This is a genomic window from Streptomyces sp. KPB2 (genome assembly GCF_003950055.1).
Lineage (GTDB): Bacteria > Actinomycetota > Actinomycetes > Streptomycetales > Streptomycetaceae > Streptomyces > Streptomyces salinarius.
On sequence record NZ_CP034353.1, the window covers coordinates 613,011 to 627,054 of the forward strand.

Consider the following 14,044-nt stretch of genomic DNA (forward strand, 5'->3'; position numbering starts at 1 on the left):
TGCTCCTGCGGCGCCGCACCGGTTGAGAGGACCGGTGCGGCGCCGCTCGGTGCGTTCACGCGCCGGCCGGGCCGCCGGTGCTCTCCCGGACCTGGAGCGTCGTGCGCAGCACCACGGTCTGCAGGGGTGCGTCGCCGCCCTCGATGCGCTGGAGCAGCAGGTCGGCCGCCGTGCGCCCCAACTCGTACGAGGGCAGCTCCACGGCCGACAGGGACGGCCGCACCAACGACGCCCAGGGGACGTCGCCGAAGGAGAGGACGCCGATGCCGGGCGGGGTGATCCCGGCCTCGCGCAGGGCGTCGAGCACGCCGATGGTCATCAGGTTGTTGGCGACGAACACGGCATCGGGCGGCTCGGGCAGCGACAGCAGGTCGCGCATCGCGGCGCGGCCCCCTTCGACCCGGAAGTCCGCGTGGCGCACGTAGGTGTCGTCCACCGCGGTCTCCGGCCGGGCCGCCCGCAGCGCGCTCCGGTGACCGGCCAGGCGTTCCTCGGAGGTCGAGGCGCCCTGGGGTCCGGTGATGCAGGCGATCCTGCGGTACCCGGCCCGCAGCAGGTGCCGGGTGGCGGCCTCGCCGCCGTGGCGGTCGTCGAGGCGGACCGCGTCCACCTCCGCGTCCCGGGGACGGCGGTCGACGGCGACGACCGGAACCCCGCGGGCGATCAACGGTCCGAGGTCCGTCTCGTCCTGGGAGGCCGCCGCCACGATCACGCCGGCCATCTGCTCGCCGAGCGCGACCTCCAGATAGCGGCGCTCCTTGTCGGTGTCCTCGTCGGAGTTGCACAGCACCACGGAGAGACTGGTGCGCTGCGCCGCGTCCTCGACGCCTCGGGCGAGCGAGGTGAAGAACGGGTTCTCGATGTCCGGGATGAGCAGGGCGATCACGCTGGAACGCTGTTTGCGCAAGGACCGGGCCAGGCGGTTGGGCGCGAAGCCGAGCGCCGCCGCCGCCTGTTGCACGGACTGGGCCCGTGCCGGGGTGACGTTTCCGCCGTTGAAGACCCGTGAGACGGTCGCCGGGGATACTCCGGCGGCTCGCGCCACGTCCTGGATGGTCACCACCTGGGTCCGCGCCCTCTCACTGTGCGTAAGGTCCACCTGCTCACCCTACCTGCGTCTGAAAAGGATTTCACCCTGTGCCTGAGCGGGCGAGCGGCTGACGGGCACTCGCAGCACGCGCGCGGAGACGGCGGCCGCGCCGGGTGAGTCCCCAGGGCTTGAGAAGCGAGATCACGGTCATGAACACGTAGGCGGACAGGGAGACCACCGGCCCGAAGAGCACGTTCCCCGCGTCGGGCAGCGGCCCGCCGGCGGCCACGGCGGCGACCGCGGAGTTCACGCCGGGGCGCAGGGCGAAGAACGTGGCGACGGTCGTGCCCAGGGTCAGCCAGAACTTCGTGTACACCCACCGGTGCCGGGCGAGCCCCCACGGCGTGCCGAGGGACAGCACCAGGCCGCTCGCCAGGGTGAGCAGGGCCAGGGGGAGCAGCAGCCAGTCGGCGAACAGCTTCATGCAGCGGACGGCGGCCTCCACCGTCTCCGGGGAGGCGTTGGTCGCCGCCGTCACGCCGAGCGCCAGCAGCCCGAGGGTGAGCCCGAGCCAGGCGGCGGAGGCGACGACGTGGACGACGAGGCAGGCCCGGCGTGCGGGGCGGTTGAGTTTCACCCCACCCACGCTGCCGGTCCGCGGCCGCCACGGCGTCCCACGACGGGAGTAACCCGCCGTACCGGCCCGGGCGTACGCGACGGGGCTGCGCCGTGCCCCGGTCGGAGCAGAGCGCGGGCGTCCGCGCTGCGCGGGGGACGCGTGGCTCGTAGCCTGGGCGTGTCTCCGAGGAAACGCCGCTAGGAGTTCCCATGCGTCTGCCCATCGAGCTCAGGCATGTCGCCCCACGACTGGCCACCGGGGCTTTCATCCTCAATTCCGGTCTGGCCAAGCGGGGAGCCGACGAGCAGACCGCCGCCATGATGCACGGCATGGCGAAGAACACCTATCCGTTCCTCGGCAGGCTCCGGCCCACGACCTTTCTGCGGCTGCTCTCCGCCGGTGAGATCGCGCTCGGTTCGGCGCTGCTCCTGCCGGTCGTGCCGACGGCGCTGGCGGGCATCGGTCTGACCGCCTTCTCGGCCGGGCTGGTGGGCCTGTACCTGCGTACTCCGGGGATGCGCGAGGAGGGCAGCCTGCGTCCGACGCAGGAGGGGACGGCCCTGGCGAAGGACACGTGGATGCTCGGCATCGGCGTGGGATTCGTCGTCGACGGAGCCACGAACAGGTGCTGCTGACGGCCGGTTCGCTCTACCGCGTCGGCTCCTGACACCAGTCCCGCTCGGTGAGGGCCAGCATGGCTTCGACGGTGTCCGCGTCGGGCAGGGGCCCGTGGTCGCCCACGACCCGCAGCGCGGAGGCAGCGGTGATGTGCCCCAGGCGCAGGGCGCGGGTGAGGTCGGTGCCGCGCCACAGTCCGGCGAGGAACCCGGCGGCGAACGCGTCCCCCGCGCCGACGGGCTCCACGATCTCCGCCGCCAGGGCGGGCACGGTGCACACACCCCGTTCGGTGAACGCGGTGGCGCCCCGCCCGCCGTCCTTGACGACGAGGACGCGCGGGCTGCTCAGCAGCCCTCGGACGTCGGCTTCGGTCAGGCCGGCACCCCACAGCTCCTGTGCCTCGTCCAGGCCGACGAAGACGATGTCGGCACGATCGGCCAGGTCCCGGAGCACCCCGGCGGCCGTGTCCGGCGGCCACAGCGCGGGGCGGTGGTTGACGTCGAAACTGACGGCGTGGGTACGCCGAGCCCGCGGTGTCCCCAGTGCGCGTTCGACCAGGGCCCGGCAGGACGGTGACAGGGCCGGGGTCACGCCGGTCAGGTGGAGGAGGGCGGCCCCGCCGACCCGTGCGTCGTCCAGGACGTCGGGGCCGAGGGCCGAGGCCGCCGAACCCCGGCGGTAGTAGTGCACGCGGGTCCCGGCCGGGCCCGGGTCCTTCAGGAGCAGGCCGGTCGGCCGGGCCGGGTCGGTGCGCACGCCGGAGACGTCCACGCCGGCCCCTTCGACGGCCGCCCGCACCCGCCGGCCGAGGGCGTCGTCGCCGACCGCGGAGAGCCAGGAGACGGGCAGGCCCAGGTCCGCGAGGTACATGGCCACGTTCGACTCGGCGCCCGCCACCGACAGGCGCAGGGATTCCGCGCCGTCCAGCGTGTGCGGCGGCGCCGGGGCCATGGCCGCCATGGTCTCCCCGAGGCACACCACGGGTCCCCGCGCCGGCCGCCACTGGCTCGCGGTCCGCGGTTCGGCGTCGGGACCGTTGCCGCCGCGCGTCCGTACGGAGGTGTCGGCGTCCCCTTCGGACGCGGGCCGGGCGCCGGTCACGGCCGGGCCTCCCCCACGGCGGCGCGGAAGGCGCGGGCCCGGGTGCGGAGGGCGTCGAGGCTGCCTCCGTCGGCGGCGTCGCCGATCAGCGGGGAACCGACCCCGACGGCGGTGGCGCCGGCCGCCAGGTAGGCGCGGGCCGCCGCCTCGTCGACGCCGCCGACGGGCACGAGGGTCTCGTGCGGGAAGGGCCCGCGCAGGGCCTTGACGTACGCGGGCCCGCCGGCCTGGGCCGCCGGGAAGATCTTCAGCGCGGCGGCGCCGAGGGTGCGTGCGGTGATGACGTCGGTCGGTGTCATGACACCGGCCAGGACGGGCATGCCCAGCTCACGGGCGGCCACGACGCCCTCGCCCAGCCCCGGCGTGACCGCGAAGTCGGCGCCCGCGCGGTGGGCGGCCACGGCGTCGTCGGCGGTGAGGACGGTGCCGGCGCCGAGGGGCCGGTCGGGTCCGAGCGCGGCTCTGGCCCGTTCGACGACCCGGAGGGCGTCCTTGCCGGTCAGCGACACCTCGATGAGTTCGAGCCCCTCCTCGGCCAGCGTCAGTACCGTGCGCAGCGCGGCGTCGGCGTCGTCCCCGCGCACGATGGCGACGAGGCGGTGGGCGGCGAGGGTGGCTCGCAGATCCACGGGCGAGGCTCCTTCTCGGGGGGTCGTGGGGGTACGGGTCGGTCGGCGCGCGGCGGCACTCGGCGACCAGGGTAGAAGGCCCCCGCGCCCGGTCCGGAGGCCGGGGCCCGCAGGCGCCCGCGGGGAGGGACGGCCGTGCGGCACCCGCGACCGTGCGGGGCGTGGCCCCGTCCCGTTGCCCCGACGTCACTTGTCCCACTGAGCGGGGTGGGTGACATCCCGTCACGTGCCGGCAGCCGCCACTCCCACATCCGCCACCCGCACGTCCGGCACACACACATCCGGCACACACATCCGGCACACACACGTCCGGCATGTGCACGTTGCGCGTTTTGCACCATTCCTCATGGTGACCCGGGTGGAGGACATCCACGTGCGACGAGGTGAGAAACATGCTGGTGCTGGGTCTCCTGCTCATGGCGGGCGCCGCCGCCTTCGCAGGCCTGCTGATCGCGTACAACCTGTCCGGCGGTCCGGACTACACCGTGACCCTGTTGGGGAGCGAGCCATTCACGATCAGTACGCTCGGGGCGTTTCTCGGCGGTATCGCCCTGACACTGATCTTCGGCCTGGGCATGTGGATGCTCCTGGCCGGGACGGTGCTGGCGCGCCACCGCGGCAAGAAGCGCCGCAGGGAACGCGAGACCGCCAGGCAGGCCACCGCCGAGCGCGACGCACTGGCCGGCCGGCTGGAGGGCCGGGGCAGCAGCACGACCGCCGCGGAGGAGCCGGCCGGACAGCGCCGCCCGGCGTCCCACCGACCGCAGTGGTTGCGGCCGCACGGGCACCACTGACCGACCGGGAACTGGCCGGCCGGCCCGGCGCACCGCCGGGTCGGCCGGTCTCCGGACCGAAGGGCCCGGCCGGCGGCGGAAATTCGGGTGGTCGCGGGGCCCGGTCTCGGTAGAGTCGGGCGATGCCCGAGCTGAAGCGGCTGCATGCCGACCACGCCCCGGCGGTCCTGGCCTTCGAGCTGGCGAATCGCGCGTACTTCGCCGCCTCGATCCCCGACCGCGGCGACGAGTTCTTCGACCGGTTCCCCGACCGGCACAGCGCCGTGCTGGCCGAGCAGGAGGCCGGCGTCTGCGCCTTCTACCTGCTCGTGGCCGAGGACGGCTCGGTGCTCGGCCGGTTCAACCTGTACGACTTGGAGGACGGCACCGCCAGACTCGGCTACCGGGTCGCGGAGCACGTCGCCGGCCGCGGGGTGGCGACCGCGACCGTGCGGGAGCTGTGCCGGACGGCGGCGGAGGTGCACGGCCTGCGCACCCTGATGGCGGCCACCTCGCACGACAACGCCGCGTCCCGGAAGGTCCTGACCAAGGCCGGGTTCGTTCCGGTGGGTCCCGCCACCCCGGCGGATCTCGGCGGCAAGTCCGGCACCTGGTACCGGCGCGACCTCCAGCCGTAGGCTCCGACGCGCAGGAGACGGCACACGCGGCTGCGGCTCGGGGTCAGGCGCTCGTACAGCGGCGGGCGAACTCCAGGGTGCGCAGGTAGCAGTCCTCCACGTCCGCGTCGGACAGGCCCGCCCAGAGGTGGTCGCCGCCGGTGAGGAGGCGCAGGTCCGGCTGGTGCCCCGCCGCCCGGAGGGCCTCGGCGAGGCGCACGGACTGCCGGGCGGGCACCAGGGTGTCGTCGGTGCCGTGCAGGATGAGGAACGGTGGTGCGTCGGGGGTCACGTGGGTGACCGGGCTGGCCTCGCGCGCCGCCTCGGTCCGGTCCGCCGGGGCGCCGCCGAGCAGCAGGGACTCACGGGAGGCCGGGTCCTTCGGGTCGTACGCGCCCTCGGGGTGGTCCTCGGCGAGTCCGGTCAGGTCGGAGGGGGCGTACCAGGTGACGCAACCGGTGACGGTGGCACTCCCGGCACGGGTGTGCCGGGTCAGCGCGGTCAGGGCGGCGAGGTGCCCGCCGGCGGACTCGCCCCACAGCACGGTCCGCCCGGTGTCGAGGCTCAGGTCGGCGGCGCGGGTGTGGAGCCAGGCCAGTACGGCGGCCAGGTCGTCGGCCTGCGCCGGGTGGGGTGCCTCGCCGCTGAGCCGGTAGTCGGGGCAGGCCACGGCGAACCCGGCCTGTGCCAGCCGGGCGAAGGGGCCCGGCCGCCAGTCGCGGAAGCGGGGGCCGGCGTCGTCGCGCATGCCCTTGCGCCAGCCACCGCCGTGCACGAAGACGACGACCGGCACCGCTCCGGTCGCGTCCTCGGGCAGCCACAGGTCGACGGCCAGGGGGCGGCTGCCGTCCGGGATGCTGTAGACGGCGCCGCGCAGCAGCCGGACTCCGGCGGCGGGGCGGGCCGGGGGCGGCAGGGGCAGCTCGGCCGGGTCGGGCGAGGCGAGCAGAGGCAGGGGGAAGGGCTCGGAGGCGTTGTCGGTCACAACGGGTGTCCTTCGTCGGTCGGTGCGGGCGCCGGTCGGTGCCGACGACGTTCGGCGGGGCGGGAAGCCGCCGGGGCGGAATCAGCTCCCCGTTCGCCACTGGTGGTCGGGCAGGAAGGTCACGTCGTACTCCTGGGGCACGGTCCCGAACTTCCGCGGGTCGGGGATGTACGGCGTGCGGGGCAGGCCGTGCTCGTCGGTGGGTGTGCCGAGGTTCTCGAAGAACCGCTCGAAGGTGCCGCCCGGCCCGGCCGCCACGCCGACGATCCGGCTGTGGTGCCGCTCGATGCGGTAGGCGTGGGGGCAGTTCTTCGGGACGAAGCCGAAGTCGCCCGCCGTGAGCAGCTTCTCGTACTGCTCCCCCTCCAGGTCCTCGACGAACAGGCGCACCGCCCCGTCGGTGATGTAGAAGACCTCGTAGGTGTCCGGGTGGGAGTGCGCCGGGATGATGTCGCCCTTCGGGCCCTCGCAGGTGAAGAAGTTGAAGGTGTTCTCGGTCTGCTCGCCGCCCGCGTAGATCGTGAACATGTCCGTGAAGAGGTGGGCACGGTCGCCCATGTCCTTCTCGATGAAGTACGGCCTGCCCGGCTCGGGCGGGATGTGCGAACGCCGGCGGTAGCGGGTGGCGAACTCGATGGTCATCGTGGGCCTTCCTGGTTCTGGGCGGCACTCGGCCGGGCCGGGCGCGTGCGGGAGTGCGGCCGTGGTGGGCTGCGGGAGGCCGGCACCGCGCGCGGGCGCCGGGCGGTGCGCCCGCGGGACGTTCGCGGTTCGTCCCCCGGCGCGGTCGCTTCGACCAAGCTAGGACCGGTGGGTGGGGGTGGGCGCCATACACTCGGGCACGCGATGAAGAAAAACGGACAGTTCGCGGGCGGCCGCCGGGCGACGGGCATTCCGACGGCGCCGTACCGCCCGACGCCGGGAAGGCCGCCGGGTCTGGACGTCCTCGACCTGCCCGGGCTCGCCGCCCGTGCCGACGCGAGCGAACGACCGCTCACCGTGCCCGTGCGCCCGGCCTTCCATCTGCTCGTCGCGCTGCGGAGCGGGCGGCTGAGGTGCTCGGTGGACTTCACCTCGTACGTCCTCGAAGCGGGCGACTGGCTGTGGGTGTGGCCCGGGCAGGTGCTGCGGTTTCCCGGCGGCCCGGGGGCCGCCGACGCGACCGTACTGGTCTTCCCGTCGGGCTTCCCCAGCGCGGCGACCGACACCCTGATCCGGGGCGGCGAGCACACCCCGTACCGCCTCGTCACCCCGGACACGACGCGCCGGACGGCCCTGCTCCGCATCCTGGACGCCCTGGTCGAGGAGCACGCCGACCTGTCCGGCCTGGGGCCGGAGGCGTACGTCGAGACGCTGCGCCACCTGTTATCGGTGATCCTCGTCCGGCTCGTCCACCTGATGGATCCGCGACACCCGACGCGGCCGGGCGGCGGCGAGGCGTTCCACCTGTTCCGGCAGGCCGTCGAGGAGGGCTTCGGCCGAACCCACCGCGTCGAGGACTACGCCGCCCGGCTCGGCTACAGCCCCCGTACGCTCACCCGCGCCACCCGGGCGGCCCTCGGCTGCGGCGCCAAGCGCTTCATCGACGACCGGGTGCTGCTGGAGGCGAAACGCCTGCTCGTCCACACCGACCTGCCACAGGCCGCCATCGGCGAACGCGTCGGGTTCGCCCACCCGACCGTCTTCAGCGCCTTCTTCCGTCAGCACACCGGTATGACACCGACCCAGTTCCGGTCCGTGACCCAGTCGTGAGGAGCACGCCCGGCAGGAGGGGCCCCGCGACCGGACGGGTCTGAACATCGCCGGCCCGCTGGCGCGCACCGTGGACGACGCCGCCCTCTACCTCGACGCGCTCAGCGCCGGGCCCGTTCGGTTCCGCCCGGCGGCCGTGACCGCCGGGCGGGCCGGCGCGGTCACGAGGTGGTGGCGTCCTTGCGTGTCAGTCGTGCGAAGGCGTCGTCGAGCCGGTGCGCGATCTGAGCGGCCCCCAGGGTGTCCAGTCCCTTCTGGCCGCGCAGGGCGGCCCGGGCGGCCGAGCGGGCGGAGTCGAACAGAGCCCACGAGTCGGGGGTGTAGTCGCCCGGCACCGGATCTCCCGCCTCGGCGAGGCTGTCCCGGATCGCGGCCGTGTCCACCCGGCCGTCCACGTCGCCGGAGATGGCGGTGAACGCGTCGAACACGATGGTCCCGGACTTCAGGACGAACGTCGCCGTGTGGGCGCGGTCGGGCAGACCCCGCAGTGCGTACGTGGCCCTGCGCCGGTCGGAGGCGACCGTACCGGCGTCCTTCGCGATCGGCTTGCCGTCGACGTGGACGTCGAACACCGCGCTGCCGGTGTTGCCGCCGATGATGTCGATGCCGGTGCCGGTGAACGGGACGCTGAACGACGCGCCGGCGGTCCGACTCGTCGACGTCGAGCGGTACCAGTCCATCGCGTCGCCGAAGGCGGCCTTCCTGCTCCAGGCGCCGCTGTAGGCGACCGAGGCGTCCATGCTGTCGGTCAGCGCGGTGGCGTAGGGCGCGTATCCGTCGATCTTCTCGACCTTCAGGTTGTCGAACGCCGTGGTGTGGAAGTCGCTGCCGAGCTTGACGCGGCCCTCGGCCTGCGGGGTCGGGTCCTGGTACGTGTGGACGGCCTTCCCGTCGATGTAGGCCGTGATCGACGCGCCCTTGGCCTCGATGGCGAGGCGGTATCGGTCGGCGGCCGCGACCGTCCCGTTCGCGATCACCGTGCCGTACTCGTAGAACGTCCAGGTGCCGTCCGGGCCGACGCGGATGTTGTAGGCGGCGTCGCTGGCCGCCATGCCCTTCTGCTGGCGGACGCCCAGGGTCGCGAGGCCGCCCTGCGGGTCGGGGAAGGAGACGTCGACCGTCGCCCGGTAGTTCTCCCAGCGGAAGTCACCGACGGTGGTGTTGGGCGTGTGCCAGTTCCAGGCGTGGGTGTCCTTCATGGACTGGTCCATGTACTGGTACAGCACGTTGTCGCCGTCGGCGTCCTTGCCGACCTCCCAGGCGCCGGTCTGGTCGACCATGTAGCGGGGCTGGTTGCCGCGCGAGGCCAGGTAGGGCTGGGAGGTCGTGCGGGTGCCGCCGGCCGTTCCGACCTCGACGTCGCCCTCCTCCTCGTAGCCGAAGTCGTCGGCGTACAGGACGGAGTCGCGGACGTCGTGCCTCTTGCCGGTCGCGTCGGTGTCCAGCACCGTGCGCTCCCCGGGCCCGGGCAGCCGCCGCCTCGTCTCCTTGTCGCGGCTCTTGTCGAGGGTGGTGAGGGTGACGATCGACCGGGGCTCGACCGTGTACGTGTAGTACCCGTCGTCGGGCCGGATCTCGTCGACGAGGTGCTTGAGGTTCGCGTCGTAGGCCTGGCCCGCGTCGGGTCCCCGGGTCTCCCAGATCTCCATGGTGGGATCGCCGAGCCGCATGTTCCGGGCCTTGATCCGGTACGTCTTCCGCCGGTCGCTGTCGTTCACGACGACCGTGGAGAAGTCCTTCCTTCGGGGGTCGGCGAGGGTCATGTAGCTCGGGGCCCCGTTGGAGCCGTCGACGTTCTCGGTGCCGCTCACGCCGCTGTAACTGGCTTCCGGCACCGTGCGCCAGATGCCGGCCGTGTTGGTGTCGTTCTCCCACCCGGTCCTGGCGAACTGGGTGAAGTGCTGCATCACGTACAGGGCGGCGTCGTAGTGGAGGTGGCCCGACCAGGGGTCACGGGCGCTGACCAGTTCCTTGTGGCTGTACTGGGCGCCTTCGTAGAAGGACCCGATCGCCGGCTGGAAGATGTAGTGCGTCCGCTTGGAGTTGGCGTAACTCTTGACGAGACGGTTGGCGAGGTCGAGCGCGCTCTGAACGCCGCCGATTCCGGTGCTCGCGCCGCCCGGGCCGTCGGTGTTGGCGACCCGGTAGTCGGTGTAGCCGAAGGAGGCGGTGCCTTCGCTGTACCAGACCTCCTTGTCCTCGTGGTACTTGTTCTCGCCGGTCGCCAGGCGGGTGTAGGGCAGATACGTGTCGCTGCCGGGGCTGCCCTCGCGGCGGTCGTCGGTGTTGTAGTGGTAGCCGACCGCGTCGACGATGCCGAAGAGCTGCTCGTCACTGAGCAGCGACGGGCCTATGTTGTGCGTCTGGTTCTCGTCCGAGGCGACGATCTTGATGCCGTGATAGGCCTTCGCGGCCTTCTTCCGCTTCTCGACCGGAATGCCGTAGCGCGGGTCCGAGAAGTCGGTGTCGGTCACGATCGCGTTCTTGTACCACTTGATGAAGGATTCGTCGGGGTTCCGCGTCTCGTTCGTGTCCGGGTTCACGTAGTCGACCATGTACCCGTACTTCTGGTAGGCGTCGAGGATCGTCTCCTTGTACCAGGTGTACATCTCGTCCTGCCCCGTGCCCTTGTCCCATTCCTTCTGGACCCATTCGGGCATGGTCCAGCGCAGGATCGACACCTTGAGGTCCCGGTTGACCGTCTTGGCGTCGGCGGCCAGCTGGAAGCCGGGGGTACGGGAGGCGTCGGCGGATTCGTCGGGGGTGCGCATGGTCGCCGGGTCGGCGCCGGTCGAGGTGTTCGTGTCCGAACCCATCTCGATCTTGACGTGGTTGATCAGCGGGTTCTTCCCGCCGAACAGGACTCGGATCAGCTCCCAGTACCGCTCGGGATGCTCGGCCTTGTAGTCCATCAGCAGGTTGCTCGTACTGTTGCAGCTGAGCAGCCCGAGGCCCTTGTAGGTCAGGCCGTTGACGTTGTCGGCGCGGACGTCGTTCCCGTCGACCACGATCTCCACGGGACCGTCCACGGGATGGGCGGCGGGGGCGGCGATCAGGCCGGCCGCCAGCGCCAGGACGGTGGAGGCGGCCAACGGCAGCCATCTGCTTGTTCTGCGCACGCGCATCACGCGTGTTTCCTTCCGGTTGCGGGGAGGGACCCCGAAACAGATAGAGGTCCCACGCAGCCGTCACCAGCCCCCAAACCAAGAACGAAGAAAATCGATCAACATCGCACACACCTAGGGAGGCATTCGCGCCGGAACCCCGGTCACCTCGACGCCGGTCGGCCGGTCGTCGGATCGGATGGCAAACCCCGCGCCGCCAGCGTGTCCAGGACGTCCGCGACCGGGGTGGGATCCAGCGGGCCGACGTGTGACGCCCCGGGGAAGTCGTGCACGCGGAAGCGGTTGCCGGGCGTGGCCGCGTCGGCTTCCGCGATCATTCGGTCCTGGAGCGCGGTCGCGATCGTACGGTCCCTGCCGAAACGCAGGTAGGTGCGGGGAACGCGTCCCCAGCGCCCGGCCCGGCCGACGGCTCGGCCCGCATAGGCGGCGACGGGCTCGTCGGTCTGCATGCCGGCCAGTGTCCGGCGGAAGTCGGCGTCGGGGTAGTCCGCGCAGATCATCTCCTTCAGGAGGGCCAACTCACCGCTGACACCCGTACGGAAGTTCAGCCGCAGCACCCCGAGCCGGTCCGGGTCGCCCACCGTCAGCTCCACCGGGCTGACGGCGTCCGCGTTCTCGGGTGCCGCCGTGCAGGCGTCCGCCGTGGGCAGGACACGGCTCGGGCAGAAGGCCGCCATGTAGCAGATGTGGTGCAGCAGGTGCGGGACGGCGTCGCCGACCCGGCTGACCGACACGCCACCCAGGCTGTGCCCGACCAGCACCACCGGGCCGTTCCGTGCCGCCCGCCGCACGACGCCCGTGACGCGCGCCTCGTAGTCGTCCAGTCCGAGCCCCTTCAGCGGGGACGGCTCGACCGCCATCGCCGCGAGATCCTGCCGCTGGTACGACTCCGCCACGAAGGCCTCCGCACCGTGCCGCGGCTGGTCCACCATGACGACGCGGTGGCCGCGCAGCACCAGTTCCCGCGCGATCGGCGTCCAGAACGCTCCGGCGCTGTGCGTACCGTGCACGAGCACGTACGTGGTGGTCCCGTGACGCGGGGCCGCCGCGGCCGGCGAGGTTCCGAGCACGGTGGCCGACGCCATGCCGCCCACCGCGAGCCCCAGCCCACGCAGCGCCGTCCGCCGGGTGGCGCCCCCTTGTTCTTCGTTCGTGTCATCCATCATGAACACCACGCTATGAACGGCCCGTTCGGCCCACCAGCGGCCCAGCACCCCTACCGGGGGTGGACCCGGCACCACCACGGGCGGCCCGCCGGGCCACCACCGGCCGGTCGGCCATTGCCTCGGGTCAGCGCACCCGTCCTCGCGGCTTCAGCGGCCCCGGCGGCAGTGCGGGCGCGGGCAGCGGAGCGCCGTCGTAGCCCTTCACCTCGCCGAACCGGGACCCTTCCATCCAGTCCCGGCGGGCCTCGACGATCTCCTCCTGCGACCGTCCGATCCAGTTCCAGAACATGATCAGCTCCTCCTCGAACGGCTCGCCGCCCAGGAGCATCAGGCCCGCGTCCGAGTCGGCCCGCAGGGGCAGTTCGTCGCGGCCGCAGCCGAGGTAGAGCATCGAGCCCGGCACCAGGGGCACCCCGTCGACGTGGGCCTCCCCGCTCATGGCCAGTACGGCGTACTCGAAGTCCCGCTCCAGCGGCAGGCGTACGTCCGTGCCGGCGGCGAGGGTCAGGTCGGCGCCGACGAGGGGCGTGTAGGTCGTGCCCGGCGAGGTGGCCGTGTCGAGGGTGCCCATGAGGACGGTGGCCGTCAGGCCCGGTGCCGTGACCAGGGGCAGCTCGGCGTGGAACTCGAAGTGCGGGTCGGTGTGGCGGTGGGCGTCCGGGAGGGCCACCCACAGCTGCGCGCCGTGCAGGAGGCGGGCGTGCGCACGCGGGCTCTCCTCCGAGTGGCTGATCGCGCGGCCGGAGGTCATCAGGCCCAACTGACGCGGGCGGATGGTCTGCAGGCTGCCCGTGGAGTCGCGGTGCAGCACCTCGCCCTCGTGCAGCCAGCTCACCGTCTGCAGGCCCATGTGCGGGTGGGGCGGCACCTGCATGCCGGGCTCGTCGGCGATGTCGTCGGGGCCGTAGTGGTCGACGAAGCACCAGGCACCGACCATGCGCCTGCCCAGGTTGGGCAGCAGACGGCGGACCTCGGTGGACTCGCCGAGCTTGACGTTGCGAGGGCTGAGGAGTTCGCGCACGGGCTCCGCCACCACGAAGCCGCGGCCGCCGCACAGGCTGGGAACCGCATCCCGGTCAAGATTGCTCATGCCGCACAACGTAGCCCCCGCGCGGCCCTCCGTGTGACGCGGTCCCCGAGGCGTCACCGTGGCGGGCGACGCGGGACCCGTCGGCGGCGGAGGCAGGTGGCGGAATCGGGCGGCGGGATCAGGTAGTGGAATGTTCAACCGTGTGGCGTGGTTGGAGTGGCCGAAGGAGGTCTCTGGTGGACACGACGTACTACGACCACGGAACGCCGGCGGAGCGCTGGGAGCGCGCGCGGATGTTCTTCGACGCCAAGGACTACGCCGCCGCGGCGCGCGTCCTGGACGGGCTGGTCGCCGAGGTGCCCGAGCAGACCGGTCCGCGGCTGCTGCTGGCCCGTTCCTACTACCACTCGGCCCAGCTGCGGCGGGCGGAGGCCGAGCTGCGGATCGTCGTCGAGCGCGATCCGGTCGAGCACTACGCCCGGCTGATGCTGGGCCGTACCCTCGAACGGCAGGGGCGGCAGGAGGAGGCCGACGCACAGCTGCGGATCGCCTCCGCCCTCGCGGGTGACTTCGCCGAACTCTGAGCGGGGACGACGCCC

At 72.6% G+C, this 14,044-nt stretch carries 14 protein-coding genes; 5 read left to right on the top strand and 9 right to left on the bottom strand.

Features of this window, described 5'->3' with window-relative positions:
* Positions 1–55 precede the first annotated feature (55 nt).
* Together D1J63_RS02800 and D1J63_RS02805 are read right to left on the bottom strand one after the other, a co-directional pair.
* The gene (locus D1J63_RS02800; RefSeq protein ID WP_233644900.1) at positions 56–1,099 is read right to left on the bottom strand and encodes a LacI family DNA-binding transcriptional regulator; all 1,044 of its coding nucleotides are present in this window, start codon (positions 1,097–1,099) and stop codon (positions 56–58) included.
* A gap of 31 nt (positions 1,100–1,130) precedes the next feature.
* The gene (locus D1J63_RS02805) at positions 1,131–1,667 is read right to left on the bottom strand and encodes a DUF2269 domain-containing protein (protein ID WP_125627573.1); all 537 of its coding nucleotides are present in this window, start codon (positions 1,665–1,667) and stop codon (positions 1,131–1,133) included.
* Between the two features lie 191 nt (positions 1,668–1,858).
* Between D1J63_RS02805 and D1J63_RS02810 the strand changes: the two genes are divergently transcribed.
* Complete coding sequence (locus D1J63_RS02810) at positions 1,859–2,284, top strand: hypothetical protein (RefSeq protein WP_125627574.1); 426 nt, start codon at positions 1,859–1,861, stop codon at positions 2,282–2,284.
* A gap of 13 nt (positions 2,285–2,297) precedes the next feature.
* On the opposite strand, the gene D1J63_RS02815 is transcribed toward D1J63_RS02810, so the two are convergent.
* Entirely contained in the window at positions 2,298–3,368 is a 1,071-nt protein-coding gene (locus D1J63_RS02815) for a sugar kinase (protein ID WP_125627575.1), read from the bottom strand.
* Complete coding sequence (locus D1J63_RS02820; protein ID WP_125627576.1) at positions 3,365–3,997, bottom strand: bifunctional 4-hydroxy-2-oxoglutarate aldolase/2-dehydro-3-deoxy-phosphogluconate aldolase; 633 nt, start codon at positions 3,995–3,997, stop codon at positions 3,365–3,367. Before D1J63_RS02820 ends, D1J63_RS02815 begins: the two co-directional genes overlap by 4 nt.
* 392 nt (positions 3,998–4,389) lie before the next feature.
* Between D1J63_RS02820 and D1J63_RS02825 the strand changes: the two genes are divergently transcribed.
* Together D1J63_RS02825 and D1J63_RS02830 are read left to right on the top strand one after the other, a co-directional pair.
* Entirely contained in the window at positions 4,390–4,791 is a 402-nt protein-coding gene (locus D1J63_RS02825) for a hypothetical protein (RefSeq protein ID WP_102932359.1), read from the top strand.
* A 122-nt stretch (positions 4,792–4,913) separates the two neighbouring features.
* Positions 4,914–5,408: a GNAT family N-acetyltransferase gene (locus tag D1J63_RS02830; RefSeq protein WP_125627577.1), complete on the top strand. Its 495-nt coding sequence runs from the start codon at positions 4,914–4,916 to the stop codon at positions 5,406–5,408.
* Between the two features lie 43 nt (positions 5,409–5,451).
* Here D1J63_RS02830 and D1J63_RS02835 read toward each other — a convergent pair whose 3' ends face one another.
* Positions 5,452–6,372, bottom strand: a complete 921-nt coding sequence (locus D1J63_RS02835; protein WP_125627578.1) for an alpha/beta hydrolase — start codon at positions 6,370–6,372, stop codon at positions 5,452–5,454.
* 81 nt (positions 6,373–6,453) lie between these two features.
* Positions 6,454–7,014: a quercetin 2,3-dioxygenase gene (locus D1J63_RS02840; protein ID WP_125627579.1), complete on the bottom strand. Its 561-nt coding sequence runs from the start codon at positions 7,012–7,014 to the stop codon at positions 6,454–6,456.
* 204 nt (positions 7,015–7,218) lie between these two features.
* Here D1J63_RS02840 and D1J63_RS02845 point away from each other — a divergent pair, with 204 nt between their 5' ends.
* On the top strand, positions 7,219–8,124 hold the full coding sequence (locus tag D1J63_RS02845; protein ID WP_125627580.1) for a helix-turn-helix transcriptional regulator: 906 nt from the start codon (positions 7,219–7,221) through the stop codon (positions 8,122–8,124).
* A gap of 161 nt (positions 8,125–8,285) precedes the next feature.
* On the opposite strand, the gene D1J63_RS02850 is transcribed toward D1J63_RS02845, so the two are convergent.
* The 3 genes from D1J63_RS02850 to D1J63_RS02860 all read right to left on the bottom strand — a co-directional run bounded on the left by D1J63_RS02850 (position 8,286) and on the right by D1J63_RS02860 (position 13,505).
* A complete protein-coding gene (locus D1J63_RS02850) occupies positions 8,286–11,249 on the bottom strand; it encodes a GH59 galactosidase (protein WP_125627581.1) in 2,964 nt (987 codons plus the stop codon).
* A 143-nt stretch (positions 11,250–11,392) separates the two neighbouring features.
* Positions 11,393–12,421, bottom strand: a complete 1,029-nt coding sequence (locus D1J63_RS02855) for an alpha/beta hydrolase (protein WP_125627582.1) — start codon at positions 12,419–12,421, stop codon at positions 11,393–11,395.
* Between the two features lie 118 nt (positions 12,422–12,539).
* Positions 12,540–13,505, bottom strand: a complete 966-nt coding sequence (locus D1J63_RS02860; protein ID WP_125627583.1) for a pirin family protein — start codon at positions 13,503–13,505, stop codon at positions 12,540–12,542.
* 176 nt (positions 13,506–13,681) lie between these two features.
* Between D1J63_RS02860 and D1J63_RS02865 the strand changes: the two genes are divergently transcribed.
* A complete protein-coding gene (locus D1J63_RS02865) occupies positions 13,682–14,029 on the top strand; it encodes a tetratricopeptide repeat protein (protein WP_102931192.1) in 348 nt (115 codons plus the stop codon).
* The last annotated feature ends 15 nt before the right edge of the window (positions 14,030–14,044 follow it).